Here is a 17,997-nt window from a genome sequence, read left to right on the forward strand (position 1 = left end):
CGCTTCGGGGCCGAGCTTCCGGTAAGGCTGTCGCCGCAGGCCGTGATCGCGGTAGCGTGTCCGGCCGTGGCGAGCTTTTCCGATGACCTGCGACTGGCGCACGTGCTGGCCGACGCGGCCGACGACATCACCACCAAGCGGTTCCGTGCGCTGGACCTCGCGGTCGAGACCAAACCCGACCTGACCCCGGTCAGCGACGCCGACCGCAGCGTGGAGGAGCAGATCCGGTCCACGCTGAGCCGGGCCCGGCCGCGCGACGCGATCCTCGGCGAGGAGTACGGCCGCACCGGCGGCGGCAAGCGCTGCTGGATCATCGACCCGATCGACGCCACCAAGAACTTCGTCCGCGGCGTCCCGGTGTGGGCGACGCTGATCGCGCTGATGGAACGGGACGAGGTCGTGGTCGGCGTGGTGTCCGCGCCGTCGCTGAACCGCCGCTGGTGGGCGATGCGCGACGGCGGCGCCTGGACGGGCCGCGCCCTCAACCGGGCGCAGCGGATCCAGGTGTCCCAGGTCACCGACCTGTCGGACGCGTCGCTGTCGTTCTCCTCGCTGGGCGGCTGGGAGGAGCAGGGCCGGCTCGACAAGTTCCTCGACCTCACCCGCTCGGTGTGGCGGACGCGCGCGTTCGGCGACTTCTGGTCGCACATGATGGTCGCCGAGGGCGCGGTCGACATCTCCGCCGAGCCCGAGGTGTCCCTGTGGGACCTCGCCGCCCTCCAGGTGATCGTCGAGGAGGCGGGCGGCATGTTCACCGACCTGTCCGGCGTCCCGGGACCGGACGGCGGCAGCGTCGTCTGCACCAACGGCCAGCTCCACGCCGAGGTGCTCCGGGCGCTCGGCGGCGGCCGCCTCACCCTCCGCGTCTGACCCTTCCGGGAGGGGACCGCAGACCGTCCGCTGGCCGTCCGCGGACCGTCCGGGCGTGGGGGCGCCGGGTTCCGGGAACGTGCTCACCTGCGCGGTCGGCGCTCGACCGCCGGGGAAACGCGACATATCTTGGAACCGGCGGCCCGCCTCGGCCGTCTTCATAGGTAGGCGGCCGTACGGAGGTTCGGACCATGAACACACCGGCAAAAATCGCGATCGGCGGCGTGATCATCTCGCTGCTGCTGTGGATCGTCCTGCCGACCTGGGTGGTCGGGCTGCTCGTGCTCGCCGCGATCGGCCTGCCGGTCGCGGGGTACCTGATGCTCGACCCGTCCCAGCGCAAGCGCGTCCGGGCGCAGAGCCGCAAGCGCCTCGGCAGCTGACCCGCGCCCCCGGCCCCGGAACGGACAGCCCGACCGGGACCGGCCGGGCCCCTGGGCAGCCCCGGCGCCCGGACCGTAGGGTGCCCGGGTGACCGAAATGCGCATCGGTGTGGTCGGCGCGGGCATCCTGGGACTGGCGGTCGCGCGCCGCCTGGGAGAGGTCCGCCCGGACGCGGAGATCACCGTCCTCGACAAGGAGGACCGGGTCGCCGCGCACCAGACCGGCCACAACAGCGGTGTCGCCCACGCGGGCCTGTACTACGCGCCCGGCTCGCTCAAGGCGCGGCTGTGCCGCGAGGGCATCGGCCTGCTCAAGGAGTACTGCGCCGACCGGGGGCTGCCGTACGACGAGTGCGGCAAGGTCGTCGTGGCGCGGACGGCCGCCGAGCTCGAACCGCTCCTGGAGATCGAGAAGCGCGCCACCGCGAACGGCGTGCCGGACCTGCGCCGCCTCACCTCCGCCGAGCTGCGCGAGGTCGAGCCGCACGCGCGCGGCGTCGCCGCGCTGCACTCCCCCACGACCGCGATCGTCGACTTCCCCGCGATCGCCCGCGCCTACGCGCGCGACGTGACCGACGCGGGCGGGACCGTCCGGCTCGGCTTCGAGGTCGTCCGCATCTCCCGCGCCGGCGAGCGCGTCGCCGTCGCGTCCCGCGACGAGGAGCTGGTGTTCGACCGGCTGGTGATCTGCGCGGGCCTGCAGTCCGACCGGGTGGCCCGGCTGGCGGGCGACGGCCCGGGCCCGGCGATCATCCCGTTCCGCGGCGAGTACTACCGCCTGACCAGGCCGGACCTGGTCCGCGGCCTGATCTACCCGGTGCCCGACCCGCGCTACCCGTTCCTCGGCGTGCACTTCACCCGCCGGGTGGACGGCGGTGTGGACGTGGGTCCGAACGCCGTCCTCGCGCTGGCCCGCGAGGGCTACCGCCGCCGCGACGTGAGCCCCCGCGACCTCAAGGAGACCCTGGCCTGGCCGGGCTTCGCCGCCCTGGCCCGGCAGCACTGGCGCACCGGCGCCAAGGAGATGTACGGGTCGCTGTTCAAGCGCGCCTTCGTGAAGGAGGCCCGCTCGTTCGTCCCGTCCCTGAAGACCTCGGACGTCGTTCCGGCCCCGGCCGGAGTCCGCGCCCAGGCCATCGACCCGGACGGCTCGCTCGTGGACGACTTCCGCATCAGCCGCCTGGGCCCGATCACGTCCGTCCGGAACGCCCCGTCCCCGGGCGCCACGTCGTCCCTGGCCATAGCCCGCTACGTCGTCGCCGAAGCCTTCGGCTAGAACGTCGGAGCCGCCCTCTACCGTGGGCGCATGCTCTCGCTGTTCCTCGCCTGCGACGACCCCTACGCCACGGCGGAGTTCTTCACCGGACGGCTCGGCTGGCGGCTCGTCTGCTGATCGGCCTCGGAGCTCCGGAGTTCCGGGAGGTCAGGCGTCCCAGAGGCGGCGGAGGTTCTCGTTCGGGGCGTTCACCAGGGGGTTCTTGGCGTCGCCGAAGCGGCGGGTCTGGCGGGTGCCGGGGGTGTACTGCGGCCAGCCGGGATTGCCCGAGGTGGCGAAGTCGACCCAGGCCTTGTGCATGGTGTCGGCGAGGGGCTGCGGCGGGTTGGGGCCCGCGAGGCCGTCCGGGTCGGCGGAGTCGAGGTTGTCGAAGACGAAGCCCAGCTCCAGGGCGTGGCAGGCACCGAGGTCGTGAACGGGGCTGCGCCAGGCGAACTCGTACATCCAGGTGCGGGCCCGGTGGGACGCGGCCAGGCGCGTGGCGGGGATGCGGAACAGCGACTCGGTGATGAGCGCGGCGAGGCGTTCGCCCGGGTCGGCGTAGAGGTCGCGGTGGGCGTCGATGACGGCCGCGGGGGCGCCCATGGCGGACGCGATGGGCGCCACGAGGTCGTCGGTGACCACCTTCGCCAGGCCGTTCGGCATGAGGAACAGGCGGAACTCCTCGGTCGTGCAGCCGATGAGCAGGTCGGTGCCCGCGGCGGCGCCGGCGGCGATGCCGTCCTCGGCGGTGCGGGTGAGCAGGTCGCCGTCCAGGACGGGGACGTACGCCATGGCGGTGCGCGCGGTCGTGGGTCCCCAGCGTCCGGGGTCGGGCAGGGTGGCGACCTCGGCGGCGACGCCCGCCTGGACGGGGATGATGGCGGACGGCGCGATCTGGGCGAAGGCCTCGGCGGTCGGCTCGACACCCAGGCGGCGGGCGGTCTCGGCCAGGACGAGGGTCGCGTCCTCGGGGGTCTGGGCGACGTTACCGCCGCCGCTCTGCGCGATGGCACGGCGGAACAGGCCGAGGTCGAGGGAGAGCAGCGTGTTGACGCTCATCGCCCCCGCGGACTCGCCGAAGACCGTGACGTTGTCCGGGTCGCCGCCGAAACCGGCGATGTTGTCGCGCACCCATTCCAGGGCGCTGATCTGGTCGCGCAGGCCGCGGTTGGACGGCGCGTCCGGAAAGTGGCCGAAGCCCTCTACACCGAGCCGGTAGTTCAGCGTGACGCAGACCACGCCGTCGCGGGCGAAGTTCGCGCCCGAGTAGATCGGGACGGCGCCGGAGCCGTTGCGGAACGCGCCGCCGTGGATCCAGACCATGACCGGGAGGCCGGAGCCGCCGGGGTCGGGCGTCCAGACGTTGAGGTTGAGGCAGTCCTCGCCGGGGACGACCGGGTCGGGCAGCAGCTTGTCGAACGGCCGGGGGTAGCCGGGCTTGGGGACGGTCGCCCCGTACTCGACCGTGTCGCGGACGCCGTCCCAGGACGCGGGCGGGCGCGGCTCGCGGAACCGGTTCGCGCCGAACGGCGGCGCGGCGTACGGGATGCCGAGGTAGGCGGCGACGCCGTTCTCCAGGAGCCTGCCTCTGACCTTGCCGTGTCGGGTAGCGACGATCGCCGACTCCATGCGCGCCTCCGCCGTTCTAGAACAGGATTCGAGGGTTGCAGCCTAACCCGGCAGCAGGCGGGTGAGATGTATGCGGGCGAAAGCCCGGATGTCCGACTCGTCCTGGAGCGGGATGCCGCCGCCGGGGATCAGCAGCACCGACACCGCGACCCGCAGCATCACCTCGGACGCGGCGGCGATCTCGTCCGGGTCGGCCTCCGGCAGGGCGCGGCGCAGCCGGGCGGCGAGGATGTCCCGGGCGGCGAGCAGCACCGCGCCGCCGTTCATGCCGAGCTGCCGGACGAACACCTCCGGCTCGCTCTGCAGCACGCGGGTGATCAGCGGGTGCGAGCGGGCCGCGGCGAGCCCGACCACGAAGCCCTCGACGACGGCGTCCACCGCGTTCCGGCGGCTCTCGGTGGCGGCCGAGATCGCGGTGAGGAAGCGCCGGACCTCGCGCAGGTTGACGGCCTGGAGGAGCAGCTCCTTGTTGGTGAACCGGCGGTAGATGGTCGTGCGGGCGACCCCGGCGCGGCGCGCGACGTCCTCGACGCTGACCCGGCGCAGCCCGTAGGTCTCGAACTCGGCGAGCGCCGCGTCCAGGATCCGCGTGTCGAGGTCGTCGGGGTCGGGGGCCGCCTCCAGCAGCCCGGCCAGCGGGGACGCGTCCATGGTCATGCCCGCACCCTATGCTGGCCGCCGTGGTGGAACATAGTTACAATCATCATGCTTTTGTCCTCCATTTTCCGTGCCCCCTCCAGCCCCGGCGGTGACCCGTGACGGCCACGACCGCGCCCGCTCCCCTCGGCCCTGCTTCGCTGACCTGGGCCTACTTCGCCGACACCCGGCTGCTGCTGGTCGGCCCGCGCGCCGCGGTGCTGCAGAACATGCTCCCGGCGCTCGGCCAGGGCGTCCTGGACCACTCGGTGTTCTTCGACGAGACGTTCGCGCGGCTGAAGCGCTCGGCCGGGCCGATCCTGGACACGGTCTACGGCGGGCCGGACGCGGCCGCGTCCGGACGCCGCGTCCGCGACTTCCACCGCGGCATCAAGGGCTCCCTACCGGACGGCGACCGCTACCACGCGCTCGATCCGGAGACCTACTTCTGGGCGCACGCCACGTTCCTCGACCACCTGGTCTACGGGATCGAGACGTTCGTCCGGCCGCTGAGCCCGGCCGACAAGCGCCGCATCTACGAGGAGTCGAAGACCTGGTACCGGATGTACGGGGTCAGCGACCGGACGATGCCCGAGACCTGGGACGACTTCGAGGACTACTGGGAGCGCATGCTCGCCGAGGTCGTCGTCGCCCACAAGACCGCCCGCTACGGCGTCGGCTACGTCACCAAGGGCCTGCCCGCGCCGCCGAAGGTCCCGAAGCCGCTCTGGCGCGCGGTCTCGCCGCCGCTGAACGCCGTCGCGCGCTTCATCACGGTCGGCGGCTGCCACCCGCGCATGCGCGAACTGCTCGACCTCCCCTGGAGCGCCGCGGATGAGCGCCGCTACCAACGCTTCGCCGCGACCGTCCGGCGGCTGGGCCCGCTCTGGCGGACGCTGCCCGAGGCCGTCCGCTACTTCCCGCAGGCCCGCCGCGCCTTCCGCAGGGACGGCCGTCCGAGCGTCCGCTGAGCGGAGGTTTCCGCTGAGCGGAAAGAGCGCCTGCGGCACCGGTGGCGCAGGGCGGACACTGCGCGGAAGGACGACCGGCCGCGACGGTGCGGCCCGCGAAGGAGAGACGATGCCCATCACCCGCGCGCTGCTGATCGGCGGCAAGGACGTCCCGGCCCGGTCGGGGCGGACGACCGACGACGTCTCCCCCTTCACCGGCGAGGTGTACGCGACCGTCGCGGCGGCCGGGCCGGAGGACGTCGCGGCGGCCGTGGACGCGGCGGACGCGGCGTTCGAGGCGTGGGCGGCGGTGTCCCCCTACGCCCGCCGCGCGGTCTTCCTGCGCGCCGCCGACCTGCTGGACGGGCGGGCGGCCGAGGTGGCCGCGCTGATGGCGGCCGAGGTCGGCGGGACCGCGCCGTGGGCCGGGTTCAACGTGATGCTCGCCGCGAACATGCTGCGCGAGGCGGCCGCCGCGGTCACCGCGCCGCGCGGCGACGTCCTCGCCGCGCAGGAGCCCGGTGCGCTCGGCCTCGCGGTGCGCGAGCCGGTCGGCGTCGTCGCGGCGTTCTCGCCGTGGAACGCGCCGGTCATCCTCGGCGTCCGGTCGGTGGCGGCGGCGCTCGCGGCCGGGAACACGGTCGTGATGAAGCCCAGCGAGGACGCGCCGATCGCGTGCGGCCTGCTCATCGCGGACGTGCTGAGCGAAGCGGGCCTCCCGGACGGCGTGCTGAACGTCATCACCAACGACCCGGCGGACGCGGCCGGGATCGCCGAGACGCTGATCGCCGACCCGCGCGTCCGGGCCGTCAACTTCACCGGCTCGACCGGCGTCGGCCGGATCATCGGGACGCACGCGGCGAGGCACCTCAAGCCCGCGCTGCTGGAGCTGGGCGGCAAGAACGCGATCATCGTCCTGGACGACGCGGACCTCGACTACGCCGTGGACGCCGCGACGTTCGGCGTGTTCATGAACGCGGGCCAGATCTGCATGTCCGGCGACCGGTTGCTCGTGCACGAGTCGCTGGCCGAGGAGTTCACGGCGAGGTTCGCGGCCAAGGTCGCGGCGCTGCCGTCGGGCGACCCGTCCGTGCCGTCCACGGTGATCGGGCCGCTGGTCACGCGGGCGGCCGCGCAGCGCGTCGCGGCGCTCGTCCAGGACGCCGTCGCCAAGGGCGCGACCGTCGTCACCGGCGGCGGGGAGCCGGACGGCGCCGTCCACCCGGCGACCGTCCTCACCGGTCTGACGCGGGACGCCGAGCTGTACCAGGGCGAGGCGTTCGGGCCGGTGTGCGTGGTCGACACGTTCGCCACCGACGACGAGGCCGTGGCCAAGGCGAACGACACCGAGCACGGCCTGACCGCCGGGATCATCACCGAGAACGGCACCCACGGGCTGCGCGTCGCGCGCCGGCTCAGGACCGGGATCGTGCACGTCAACGACCAGTCCGTCGGGGACGAGCCGCAGGCGCCGTTCGGCGGCTTCGGCGTCTCCGGGTACGGACGGTTCGGCGGGCGCTGGGGCCTGGAGGCGTTCTCGAACACCCGCTGGGTGACCCTGGCCACCCAGCAGGCCCACTACCCCTTCTAGTTCCGGATCCGGTCGTCGTAAAACTTGCGGGCCTCGTGGTCCCAGTCCAGGAAGACCTTGTCCAGCCGGTACAGCCGCATCACGGCCTCCCGCACGCGCTCGGGGAACAGCTGCCCGAGCTTGGTCGGGAGGCCGAGGTTGGCAGGGACGACGACCTGCGCGCGCGGACGTCCGATGACCGCGACGATCGCGTCCGCGATGTCCTCGGGCTCGCAGTTCCTCTGCCCGCGCGGCGAGTCCGTCCCGGCGATCAGCTCGGTGTTGGTGAAGGACGGCAGGACGGCGGTCACGTGCACGCCGCTGTCCAGCACCTCCAGCCGCGCCGCCTCGGTGAACGCGACGACGGCGGCCTTGCTCGCGTTGTAGAGCGCGAGGCCGGGCGTCGGCAGCAGCCCGGCCACCGACGCGATGTTGATGACGTGGCCGCGCCCGCGCGGCAGCATCCGGGCCAGCGCGAGCTTGGTTCCGAGCATGACGCCGTGCACGTTGATGTCCAGGCAGCGGCGCGCGTCCGCGTCCGACTCGCCGGTCACCGGGCCGATCGGCATGATGCCCGCGTTGTTGACCAGCACGTCGATCCGCCCGTGCGCGGCCTCGGCCGCCGCGAGGAACGCCTCGAACGACTCGCGCGACGTGACGTCCACCGGGAGGGCCGTGGCGCCGAGCCGCTCCCCGGCCGCCTTCGCCGCGGCCTCGTCGATGTCGCCGATGACGACCGTCCCGCCCTTGGCCTTGCACGCGCGCGCGGTGGCGAAGCCGATCCCGCGCGCGGCACCGGTGATGACGACGACCTTGCTCATGACGGGCCCTCCAGGCTCATGACAGGCGCCGGGCTCATGACAGGCGCTCCAGGTGGACGGGCAGCCCGTCCTTCGGGGACGGGAGGGACGTGGTGTCGAGCGGCCAGGTGTAGCGGCCGGGGACGCTCCACCGGTACCGCAGCAGCCACTGGTGCATGATGCTCTTCACCTGCATGCCCGCGAAGTGCAGGCCGATGCACTTGTGCGCGCCGCCGCCGAACGGCGACCAGGCGTACTTGTGCGCCTTGTCCTCGCGGCGGTCGGGCGCGAAGCGGCCGGGGTCGAAGCGGTCCGGGTCCGTCCAGACCTCCGGCATGCGGTGGTTGGTGAGCTGCGGGACGACCACGGTCGTCCCCTTGGGGATGTGGAAGCCGAGCAGCTCGGTGTCCTTGACGGCCTTGCGCGGCAGCGCGGGCACCGGCGACACCAGCCGCAGCGACTCCTTCATGACCGCGTCGATGCCGGTCATGGCGTCCAGGTCGGCGAAGTCCAGGACGGGCTTGCCGAGCGCGGCCGACTCCTCCCGCAGCCGCTCCTGCCACTCGGGGTACTTGGCCAGGTAGTACGCCATCGTGGTGAGCGTGATCGTGGTGGTGTCGTGCGCCGCCATCAGCGCGAAGATCATGTGGTTGACGACGTCCTCGTCGGTGAACCGGTGGCCGTCGTCGGTCTCGGCGGCGCAGAGCGCGGCGAACAGGTCGTCCCCGCCGTCCCGGCGCTTGGCGGGCAGGTGCGTCCGGAAGAACTCCTCCAGCGCCTTGCGCGCGCGAAGGCCCTTCTGCCAGCGCAGGCCGGGCACCGGGAAGCGGACGTAGGCCGTCCCGGCGCGGACGGCGTCGACGAACGCGCCGTTGATCCGGTCGGCCTCCGCGCGGGACAGGTCGACGCCCATGAACACGTCGGTCGCGAGGTCGAGCGTGAGCTGCTTGACGTGGTCGTAGACCTTGAAACCGCGCGCGGGCTGCCACGCGTCCAGGCCCTTGCCGATGCTCGGCGCCATCGTCTCCATGTACGCCTGGAGGCGCGGGCGGGTGAACGCCTGCTGCATGATGCGGCGGTGGTGCAGGTGCTCCTCGAAGTCGAGCAGCATGATCCCGCGGGTGAAGAAAGGGCCGATGAAGAAGCTCCACGCCGGGCCGTTCGCGAACGCCTTGTCCCGGTTGACCAGCACCGCCTCGGCGGCCTCCGGCCCCTGCACGGTCACCGTCCGCTGGCCGAGCAGCCAGCTCCAGCTCACCTCGCCGAACTGCGCGTACCGCTCGCGCGACACCTCGAACGGATGCCGCATGACCCGGATCGTGTTCCCGACGTACGGGAGCCCGGGGACCCCGACGACGGGTTTGAGGTCGCTGCCCGCGGGCGGGGCGGCGAGGACGCGGGTGGCCATGCGGTACCTCCCAGGCACCGCGGCCGGCGTGGATCGCCCGCCCGGTGCGCTACAAAAGTGCGATATTTGTTCCTCTGTTGTAGCGTGCCGCTTCCCCGCGTGTCCAGAGCCGCGCCGGGCACCGCACCGTCTCGTCCAGCCTCGCCCGGGGGCGATGCCGCGGTAAAGCCTCATGCCCGATCGGTGTTACCGGACGCCTGCGCGACGCGGCGGGCCTAGCCTCCCGCCTATGCTCGCCGGTCTCGCACTCGCTGCCGCCTCCGCCGTCACCGCCTCCCTTCCCCTTCCCCCTTTGGACGTCGTCCCCGTCCGGGCGCCGGCGCATGTGCGCGCCGCCAAGCCGCGCCCGCATCGCCAGAAGGTGGACATCCGCGCGGTCCAGCTGCGGCTCATCGCGCTGCACTACGACCCCGGACCCGCGGACGGCGTGTACAGCGGCTTCACCCAGGACGCCGTCTGGGCGTTCGAGGAGGTGAACGGCCTGCCGCCGACCGGGAAGCCGGACGACCGCCTCGTGCACGCGCTCGCGCATCCGAAGGCGCCGCGCCGGCTCACCCACGACAGCTCGCGCGCGCACGTGGACGTGGACATCCGCCACCAGATCCTCGTGGTCTACAAGGACGGCAAGGTCGCGCTCATCTCGCACGTCTCGACCGGCTCGGGCCAGCACTACTGCAAGGACGGACGCTGCGGCTTCGCCCGGACGCCCCGAGGCGACTTCCGCGTGACGCGCAGGTTCCCCGGCTGGCACCGGTCGCGGCTCGGCTACATGTACCGGCCGCTGTACTTCTACAGCGGCTTCGCGATCCACGGCTCGCTGGACGTGCCGCGCGAGCCCGCGTCGCACGGCTGCGTCCGCATCCCCATGCACACCGCCGACCTCGTCCCCGGCCTCGTCCGGAACGGCGAACCCGTCCACATTCACTAGCGGGCCGTCGTCGGCGTTATCAGCGGAGCAGGCGGCGGCGGGCGGTCGCGGTGAGGCGCCGGTACGCGCCGGACGAGTCGCGGTAGTACGTCTCCCCCGCGCCCGGTTCCGGCACGCCCTCGGCGCGCAGCGGACGCGGGTCGAGGCGGTGGCCGGGCGTGACGGGGATGGCGTCCACCACGCGGACGACGGCCGGGCGCAGGTCGGGTTCGACCCGCAGCAGCGCCTCGGCGAGGTCGACCGGCTTGAGGTCGGCGCCCGGGCACAGCGTGATCGCGGCGGCGACCAGCTCGGAGTCGCCCGCCGGGACGCCGTAGACCGCGACCGCGTCCACCTGCGGCAGGTCGCCGAGCGCGTCACGGGCCGGGCCGGGCGGGACGATCCCGTCGGCTGTGCGGACCAGCTCGGCGTCCCGTCCGACCAGCCAGAAGTCGCCGCCCTCGTCGCGGCGGAACAGGTCGCCGGTGACGGTCCAGGCGTCCGCGGGCGCGAACACGCCGCGCAGCGGGCGCCGCCCGGTGGCCACGCTCTCCGGCCGGACGCGGGCGAGCAGCATGCCGATCTCGCCCGGCTCGCTCTCCTCGGCGAACCCGTCCGGGCCCTCGACGAGCCGCCCGCTCTCCAGGTCGTAGCGGGCGAGCCGCAGGTCGGTGCTGCCGGGCAGCGGGCGGCCGAGCGAGCCCGGCTTCTTGCCGCTGAGGTTGACCAGCACGGCCCCGCCCTCGGTGGACGCGTAGAACTCCAGCACGCGCGCGGGCGCGAACCGCTCCTCCACACGCCGCCACAGCCCGCGCGGCATCCCGGACCCGATGAACAGCCGCACCGGGTGGTGCCGCTCGGCCGGGTTCGGCGGCGCGTTCACCAGCTCGCGCAGCAGCGTCCAGGTGTAGGACGCGACGGTCACGCCGTAGCGGCGCGCCTCGTCCCAGAACGTCTCCGGGTCGTAGGCGGACGCGAGCGCCAGCCGCGAGCCGCCCGCGACCGCGCCGCCCAGCGACATCATCAGCGCGGACGGGTGCTGCAGCGGCGTGATCGAGAAGACCGTGTCGGCCGGGGACAGCGCCGCGGACGACGCGGTGCCGAACGCCGACAGCGCCCACCGCCGGTTGGTGATCCGGTTCGCGCGGGTGTGCTCGCCGTCCCCGGCGAACACCACGAACGCGGTGTCGCCCGCGCGGCCCGGGTTCGCGCGGAACCAGGCGGGCAGCGCGACCGTGTCCGGGTCGATCTGCTCCATGTCCGGGATGTCCGGCGCGTCGCCGCGGGTCTGCACGCCACCCAGCAGGTGGACGGGCAGCCCGAGCCGGGCCGCGGCCGGCGCGTTGTCCGGGTCGGTGATGACGCGCGTGGCCCCGGCGAGGGCCGCTTCCCGCGCTGGGTCGCCGTCCGGGCGCAGCAGGACCGCGACCGCGCCGAGCCTGCTCAGCGCGGCGACGAGCGCGAGCGCGGTCGGACGCGTGTGCATGAGGACGCCCACCGGGTCCCCCTGCCGCACGCCGATGTGGACCAGGCCCCGGACGACGGCGTCGATGCGCTTCTTCGCCGCGTCCTGCGTGTAGGCGCGTCCCTGGTAGAGGAAGAAGACGTCCTCGGGGGCGCGGTCGTGCTGCTCGTCCAGGAGCAGGCCGAGCGACATGCGCGTGTCGTGCTGGATGCGTTCCAGCCGCGCGAGCCTCGGCAGGTTCTGCGTCGCCTCGTGCGCGAGCGACCGGCTTCCGTGGACGGCGCGCGACGCCGTCCGGAACGCGGACCGGACCGTGTTCGCGCCGATCCCGACGGCCAGGTTCAGCCCGTACCCGGCGGCGCCTCCGGGCGGCGCGGGCGACTCGGCGCCCTCGTCGCCGTTCACCCGCGTCACCGAGGACGGCAGGTCCGCCGCGCCCGTCCGCCACTTCGCCCACTCGGCGACGGTCGGCCAGGTCTGCGCCATCGCCAGCGACCCGACGACGAGCCCGAAGTGCCCGGCGCGCAGCGACACCTCGTACACCTCGGCGCGCGGCGCGGCCCGCCGGATGCCGCGGATCATCGGCGGCGGCGCGATCTCGTCCACCTCGCCGACGAACGTCAGCACCGGGCAGGTGATGTCGGCGAGCGTGACCAGCCGGTCGCCGATGACGAACCCGCCGGTCAGCATCCGGTTGTGCTGGATGAACTGGCGGACGAACTCGGCCAGCGCCGGGCCCGGCCAGGCGACGAAGCCGGTCCGCTCCAGGAACTGCCGCTGCCGCTCGCGCGGCGCGAGCGCCTCGCGGTCGTGCAGCTGGAGCAGGAAGTCCAGCCGGCTGCGCACCGACTTGACCGGGCTGAGCAGCTGGAACCCGGTGCGGGTCACCCAGCCGGGGACGTCGAAGTTGCGCAGCAGCACGTCCGGCACGCGCCCGGCGGCGTCGGTCGCGATCCAGCTCGGCAGGCCGAACGGCAGCGCCACCGACGTGTCGGCCGGGCTGCCGAACGTCACGATCGACTCGATGCCGCGACTCCGCCGGTAGGCGGCGGTCTGGTAGACGAACATGCCGCCCTGCGAGTAACCGCCGAGGTGGACGTCGCGTCCGGTCGCGGCGCGCACCCGGTCGATCGCGTCGCTCACCGCGACGACGTGGTCGGTGACCGTCCGCTCCAGCCCGCCGGGCTCGCGCTCGGGGGCGCCGAAGTCGACCACCCACGGGTCCACGCCGAGCCGGTGCAGCTCGGCGACCGCGCTCACCCGGGACGAGATGTCGTACACCTCGGCGGTGATCATCAGCGGCGGGACGAGCAGCATGACGGGGCGCTTGTCGTCTTCCCTCTCGGTGGGGAAGTAGTGGCGCAGCCGATAGGTCGGGCGGCGCGCGACGATCTCGCTCGGCGACGCGTCCTCGTCGGTGACCAGCCCGCCGAACCGCGCCACCTCCAGCGCGTTCTGCGCGGTGGAGCCCAGCCGCGCCCCGAGCCGGAGCAGCGATCTCGCAACAGGGGGCATCGTCGACCTTCCGCCGGGTCACGCCATGTTTACCGCTATCGACAGTTTTATCAACAAGCGATCATATCCGGGGCGTGACTTGATGATCTGCGGAGGGTCAGCACGCGTCACCCGAGTACCGGCGGGTCGGAAACGGCGAAGCCCGGCGAGCGCGCACGGGCGCTCGCCGGGCTGCAAGCCGGTCGGAAAGGGTCAGTCGAGGCGGCGGGCGGCGGGCATGCGGCCCGCCTGGAACTGCTCCCACATGTAGCGGCGCCGCGGCTTGCCGCTGGAGGTGCGCTGGATCAGGCCCGAGCCGACGATGATGGTGACCTCGACGTCCTCGCCGACGCGGCGGCGCAGCATCTCGCGGACGTCCGCGGCCCACGCGTCGTCGTTGGTCTCGGCGAACAGCGCCAGGCCCTTCTGGCCCGCGCCGGGCACGGCCGTGACGGTGATGCGGCCCTTGCCGAGCTTGGTGACCTCGGCGATGCGCGCCTCCAGGTCCTCGACGTACACCGAGCGCCCGCGCACCTTGATGCTGTCGCCCATCCGGCCGAGGACGAACAGCCGCCCCTCGTGGAAGAAGCCGGCGTCGCCGGTGTAGACCTTGCCGTCCGCGAACCGGGTGGACTTGCCCTCGGCGCCCGCGTAGTAGCCCGGGCAGGCGGACGGCCCGCCGACGACGATCTCGCCAAGCAGGCCCTCGGCCAGCTCGTTGCCGTCGTCGTCCAGGATCTGGACCGGGACGTCCTCCTCGGGGTGGCCGCAGCCGACGATCCAGCCCGACTTCGCGCCGCGCGACGCCTCGCCCAGCTCGTGCTGCTCCAGGATGCTCACCGGCTGCCCGAACGACAGCGACGCCGGGTCCGGACGGACGGCCAGCGGCAGCCGCCACGGGTGGTCCATGGTGACCAGCAGCGTCGTCTCGGCCATGCCGTAGGCGGGCTTGAACGCCTCGCGCCGGAACCCGAACGGCTCCAGCAGCTCGGCGAAGACCTCCAGCGAGTGCGGGTCGATCGGCTCGGCGCCGATCAGCGCCATCTTCCAGCCGGACAGGTCGAGCCCTTCGAGCTGCTCGGGCTTCACCCGGCGCGCGCAGTAGGCGTAGGCGAACGGCGGCGCGGCGGTGTGCGCGGCGGTCGCGAAGCAGCGGATCCAGCGTGCGGGGTCGCGGATGAAGTGGTCCGGCCGCATCAGCTTCAGGTGGCCCTGCTTCGCGATCGGCGTCAGGAAGCAGCCGATCAGGCCCATGTCGTGGTACAGCGGCAGCCAGGACGCGACCTCGTCGCCGTCCACGTACCCGGCGCTGCGCGCGATCAGGTCGCAGTTGGCCTCCAGGTTGTCCCAGGTGACCATGACGCCGCGCGGCGCCCCGGACGACCCGGAGGTGAACTGGAGGATCGCCAGCTCGCCGGCGGGCTGGACGTCCGCCTCGGTCTCGGCCTGCCGCGGCAGCCACGGCTCGCCCTCGATGCCGGCGTCGGCCATCGCGCGGGCGGCGAGCGGCGCGAGGTCGGCGGACGCGATGGTCAGCACCGGCTCCGCCTGCCGCAGGATCGCCGCGACGTGCGCGACGTAGTCGTCCCCGTCCTGGAACAGCGGCGGGGTGACCAGGCAGACCGTCGCGCCGGCCGCCCACACGCCGAAGTAGGTCTCCACGCAGGTGAAGTCGGTCGGCAGCACGACGCACACCACGTCGCCGGGCCGCACGCCCGCCTCGATCAGCGCACCGGCGGTGCGCCGCGCCGCGGACGCCAGCCGGCCGTAGTCGCGGTGGTCCCAGCCGCCGTCGTCGGTGGCCAGGCTGATGCCGCGTCCGGTGTTCGGCTTGTCCAGCCAGTCCCGCAGTGCGGATGCCATCGGTTTCCCCTTATGCGCTTTCTCCCGGTCACCCACGTGACTCGTGGGTAACTTCACCAGCGTCCGGGCTTCCGCGTCAACAGGTACAGCACGGCCGCCTCCCGGGTTTGTGCGCGAGGTGACAACGTTCCCCGAAAACAACTCACGTTCCGCCGTACCGGCGCGTTCCGCCTGGTTGTTACGGTCTCGCCACTTCGTCTCGACCGCTCCGTCCCGTTCCGCCCCGACCGCGTTGCCCCGTTCCACCTCCACCCCTTCGCGTGCCCGTTCCGGCGCGCGAGATGCCAGGATCGGAAAGCCGTATGCAGAACCGGCGCGCCTTCTGCCGCACCACCGGCCTCAGCGCGGGGGTCGCGTTGGGCAGTGGCCTGTGGACCGAGCCGTCCGCCTGTGCGGCGGCGTCCCGGTCACGACTCCCCTTGGGGACGACTCGTGCGCCCGCGCGGGTCACGTCCGAGAAGCGGGTCGGCGGACGCGCCGTGGACCTGACCGTCGCGTCCCCGGCGATGCACCGGTCGCTGAAGGTCCGGCTGCTGCTCCCCCGCGGCTGGTCCCGGACGGCCGAACGCACCTGGCCCGTCCTCTGGGTCCTGCACGGAGGCAACTGCCACTACGACGCCTGGACGCGCAACACCGACATCGCCGAGCTCGCGGACCGCTCCGACGTCATCGTGGTCATGCCGGAAGGCGGGTACGCGGGCGGCTACACCGACTGGTGGAACTACGGCCGCGGGGGCACGCCGGCCTGGGAGACCTTCCACCTGACCGAGCTGCGCGTCCTGCTGGAGGAGCGGTACCGGGCGGGGAGGCGGCGCGCGGTGGTCGGCCAGTCGACCGGCGGCTACGGCGCGCTGATCTACTCGGCGCGGCATCCCGGGATGTTCCGCTACGCGGGCGCGTTCAGCCCGTTCGGCTCGACGCTCACCCCGGGCGCGCCGGAAGTCCTGATGACGGGCCTCACGGGGTTGGGCCCGTTCACGGACAAGTACGCGATGTGGGGCAATCCAGCCTTCCAGCGCGGGGTGTGGGCCGCGCACGACCCGGTCAGCCAGGCCGTGAGACTGCGCGGCACCAAGCTCCACATCTCGGTGGCCCGCAACGGCCGCCGCGGCCCGCTCGACCCGAAGAACGCGCAGCTCGCCGACCCGGCCGAGGCGTTCTGCTGGTACACGACCAAGCCGCTGCTGGCCCGGCTGAAGCAGCTGCACATCCCCGTCACGACGCACCTCTACGAGGACGGCACCCACAGCTGGGTGTACTGGCAGCGCGAACTGCACCGCTGCTGGCCCACCCTGATGCGCGTCCTCGGCGCCTGACGCCCCGAGGACGCATGCGCGGCCCGGACGTCCTCCCCCGAGCGTCCGGGCCGCCCACCAGAGCGCCGTTTCAGGCGGTGCGGGCGCGGCGGATCAGGCGGTGCGGGCGCGGCGGGTCAGGAGGGACGCGAGGACGCGCCAGCCGAGCAGCACCAGGCCGAGGAACAGCGTCGCGACGATGACGAACGCGACCGCGATGCCCTGCCCGGACGCGACGCGCAGCAGCATCCCGCCCGCGACGGCCGCGATCCAGATGCCCAGCCCGGACGGCACGAGCGCCGCCGGGGCGCGCCAGGCGCGGGTGGTGAGCCAGCCGATCAGCGCGCCCGCCAGGAACGGCCACGCCGTGTTCAGGAACCCGGTGACGCTGCCCGCCTCGTCGTGGGACGCGCGCCCGATCGCGACGAAGACCAGCACGCACACGGCGTCCGCGATCGCCGCCCCTGCCACATTCCGCATAAGCCCAGGCTAGTGCGCCCCTCCGGATCGGCCGCACCGCCCCGGTCCGCCCGCGGCGCCGGAAGGCGGAACGCGGAACGCGGAACGCGGAAAAGCGCGGAGAAAACGCGCACGACGCGCACGAAAAAGGCCCGGTGTTCGCGATTTCTCGTGAACACCGAGCCTTTGACCTTGGTAGCGGGGGCAGGATTTGAACCTGCGACCTCTGGGTTATGAGCCCAGCGAGCTACCGAACTGCTCCACCCCGCGGCGATGTCTTAACTCTATGGGGTGCCGGTTCTTTAGGCAAACTGGAATACGCCGTCAGCGCGGCGGTCAGTCCATCGACGAGATCGCGGACGAAGTCGTCGTGCCCCAGCAGCGTCCTGCCGGGGCGGGCCGGGTCGGGTTCGCCGTCCGGTCCGACGCGGACGGTGCGGTCGGCGAGCGCGGCCGTCAGGAACGCGATGAACAGCGCGACGCGTTCGAGCGCGAGCGGCTCCGGCAGGACGGCCCGGCAGGCGTCCTCCAGGACGGCGAGCTGCCCGGCGAGCGCGGTGTCCTTGATCAGCGCGGGCAGCGCTTGCTCGCGGACGCCCGAGCGCCCCGCGACCTGCGCGACGACGCGGAGGAAGTCGCGGCCGCGCGCGGTGCGCAGCTCGGCGGCGAGCGGCTCGACGACGGCCGCGACGACACTTCGCGGGTCGGACGCGTCGAGGCCGGGCAGCGCGGCGGCGCGGGCGGGCTCCATCCGGGCGACGCCGTCCCGCAGGATCGCCTCCAGCAGGCCGCGCCGGGAGCCGAAGTGGTAGGTGATCGCCGAGTCGTTGCCCTGCCCGGCGAGCGCGACGATGTCGCGGGTGCGGGCGGCGTCGACGCCGCGCTCGGCGAACAGGCGCGCTCCGGCGCGCAGCAGGCGGTCGCGGGTGTCCGTTGCGTCCCTGGGCATGCGGTGATATTAACGGAAGGCGTTAATAACGGGGGCCGTTAGACACGCGCCGTGAGCGATC

Annotated in this window: 15 protein-coding genes and 1 tRNA gene; 7 read left to right on the top strand and 9 right to left on the bottom strand. The window is 73.2% G+C overall.

What is annotated here, in order from left to right; translation table 11 throughout:
* Positions 1 to 66 precede the first annotated feature (66 nt).
* The 3 genes from hisN to lhgD all read left to right on the top strand — a co-directional run bounded on the left by hisN (position 67) and on the right by lhgD (position 2,529).
* A complete protein-coding gene (gene hisN, locus FHU30_RS27005) occupies positions 67 to 870 on the top strand; it encodes a histidinol-phosphatase (protein WP_253879489.1) in 804 nt (267 codons plus the stop codon).
* Between the two features lie 191 nt (positions 871 to 1,061).
* Complete coding sequence (locus tag FHU30_RS27010) at positions 1,062 to 1,253, top strand: tail-anchor membrane protein (protein ID WP_253879490.1); 192 nt, start codon at positions 1,062 to 1,064, stop codon at positions 1,251 to 1,253.
* 97 nt (positions 1,254 to 1,350) lie between these two features.
* Complete coding sequence (lhgD, locus tag FHU30_RS27015) at positions 1,351 to 2,529, top strand: L-2-hydroxyglutarate dehydrogenase (RefSeq protein WP_253879639.1); 1,179 nt, start codon at positions 1,351 to 1,353, stop codon at positions 2,527 to 2,529.
* Between the two features lie 147 nt (positions 2,530 to 2,676).
* Here the strand turns inward: lhgD and FHU30_RS27020 are convergent, their stop codons facing one another.
* Positions 2,677 to 4,140 (bottom strand): carboxylesterase/lipase family protein, encoded by a 1,464-nt coding sequence (locus FHU30_RS27020; RefSeq protein WP_253879491.1) that lies wholly within the window; start codon positions 4,138 to 4,140, stop codon positions 2,677 to 2,679.
* A 42-nt stretch (positions 4,141 to 4,182) separates the two neighbouring features.
* Positions 4,183 to 4,797 (bottom strand): TetR/AcrR family transcriptional regulator, encoded by a 615-nt coding sequence (locus tag FHU30_RS27025; RefSeq protein ID WP_253879498.1) that lies wholly within the window; start codon positions 4,795 to 4,797, stop codon positions 4,183 to 4,185.
* Positions 4,798 to 4,895: 98 nt separating this feature from the next.
* On the opposite strand from FHU30_RS27025, the gene FHU30_RS27030 reads away from it, so the two are divergent.
* Entirely contained in the window at positions 4,896 to 5,747 is an 852-nt protein-coding gene (locus tag FHU30_RS27030) for an oxygenase MpaB family protein (RefSeq protein ID WP_253879504.1), read from the top strand.
* A gap of 109 nt (positions 5,748 to 5,856) precedes the next feature.
* Positions 5,857 to 7,317 (top strand): aldehyde dehydrogenase family protein, encoded by a 1,461-nt coding sequence (locus tag FHU30_RS27035; protein WP_253879506.1) that lies wholly within the window; start codon positions 5,857 to 5,859, stop codon positions 7,315 to 7,317.
* Here the strand turns inward: FHU30_RS27035 and FHU30_RS27040 are convergent.
* Complete coding sequence (locus FHU30_RS27040; RefSeq protein ID WP_253879508.1) at positions 7,314 to 8,117, bottom strand: SDR family oxidoreductase; 804 nt, start codon at positions 8,115 to 8,117, stop codon at positions 7,314 to 7,316. The two genes, FHU30_RS27035 and FHU30_RS27040, sit on opposite strands and share 4 nt — an antisense overlap.
* Positions 8,118 to 8,151: 34 nt before the next feature.
* Positions 8,152 to 9,504, bottom strand: a complete 1,353-nt coding sequence (locus FHU30_RS27045) for a cytochrome P450 (protein ID WP_253879512.1) — start codon at positions 9,502 to 9,504, stop codon at positions 8,152 to 8,154.
* A gap of 229 nt (positions 9,505 to 9,733) precedes the next feature.
* Between FHU30_RS27045 and FHU30_RS27050 the strand changes: the two genes are divergently transcribed.
* Positions 9,734 to 10,432 (top strand): L,D-transpeptidase family protein, encoded by a 699-nt coding sequence (locus FHU30_RS27050; protein WP_253879513.1) that lies wholly within the window; start codon positions 9,734 to 9,736, stop codon positions 10,430 to 10,432.
* Between the two features lie 19 nt (positions 10,433 to 10,451).
* Here FHU30_RS27050 and FHU30_RS27055 read toward each other — a convergent pair whose 3' ends face one another.
* Both FHU30_RS27055 and FHU30_RS27060 read right to left on the bottom strand, forming a co-directional pair.
* Positions 10,452 to 13,391, bottom strand: coding sequence for an AMP-binding protein (locus FHU30_RS27055; RefSeq protein ID WP_253879515.1), 2,940 nt, complete (start codon positions 13,389 to 13,391; stop codon positions 10,452 to 10,454).
* Between the two features lie 192 nt (positions 13,392 to 13,583).
* Positions 13,584 to 15,233 carry an AMP-binding protein gene (locus FHU30_RS27060; protein WP_253879517.1) on the bottom strand — a complete coding sequence of 550 codons (1,650 nt, stop codon included), beginning with the start codon at positions 15,231 to 15,233 and terminating at the stop codon, positions 13,584 to 13,586.
* A 419-nt stretch (positions 15,234 to 15,652) separates the two neighbouring features.
* Between FHU30_RS27060 and FHU30_RS27065 the strand changes: the two genes are divergently transcribed.
* On the top strand, positions 15,653 to 16,549 hold the full coding sequence (locus tag FHU30_RS27065; protein ID WP_253879519.1) for an alpha/beta hydrolase: 897 nt from the start codon (positions 15,653 to 15,655) through the stop codon (positions 16,547 to 16,549).
* Between the two features lie 93 nt (positions 16,550 to 16,642).
* Here FHU30_RS27065 and FHU30_RS27070 read toward each other — a convergent pair whose 3' ends face one another.
* The 3 genes from FHU30_RS27070 to FHU30_RS27080 all read right to left on the bottom strand — a co-directional run bounded on the left by FHU30_RS27070 (position 16,643) and on the right by FHU30_RS27080 (position 17,936).
* Complete coding sequence (locus FHU30_RS27070; RefSeq protein WP_253879521.1) at positions 16,643 to 17,008, bottom strand: DUF3054 domain-containing protein; 366 nt, start codon at positions 17,006 to 17,008, stop codon at positions 16,643 to 16,645.
* Positions 17,009 to 17,180: 172 nt separating this feature from the next.
* A tRNA-Met gene (locus FHU30_RS27075) sits at positions 17,181 to 17,257 on the bottom strand.
* Entirely contained in the window at positions 17,235 to 17,936 is a 702-nt protein-coding gene (locus tag FHU30_RS27080; RefSeq protein WP_253879522.1) for a TetR/AcrR family transcriptional regulator, read from the bottom strand. The genes FHU30_RS27075 and FHU30_RS27080 overlap by 23 nt, the downstream gene beginning before the upstream one ends.
* Positions 17,937 to 17,997 lie beyond the last annotated feature (61 nt).

This window comes from Actinomadura rupiterrae (genome assembly GCF_024172125.1).
Classification (GTDB): domain Bacteria; phylum Actinomycetota; class Actinomycetes; order Streptosporangiales; family Streptosporangiaceae; genus Spirillospora; species Spirillospora rupiterrae.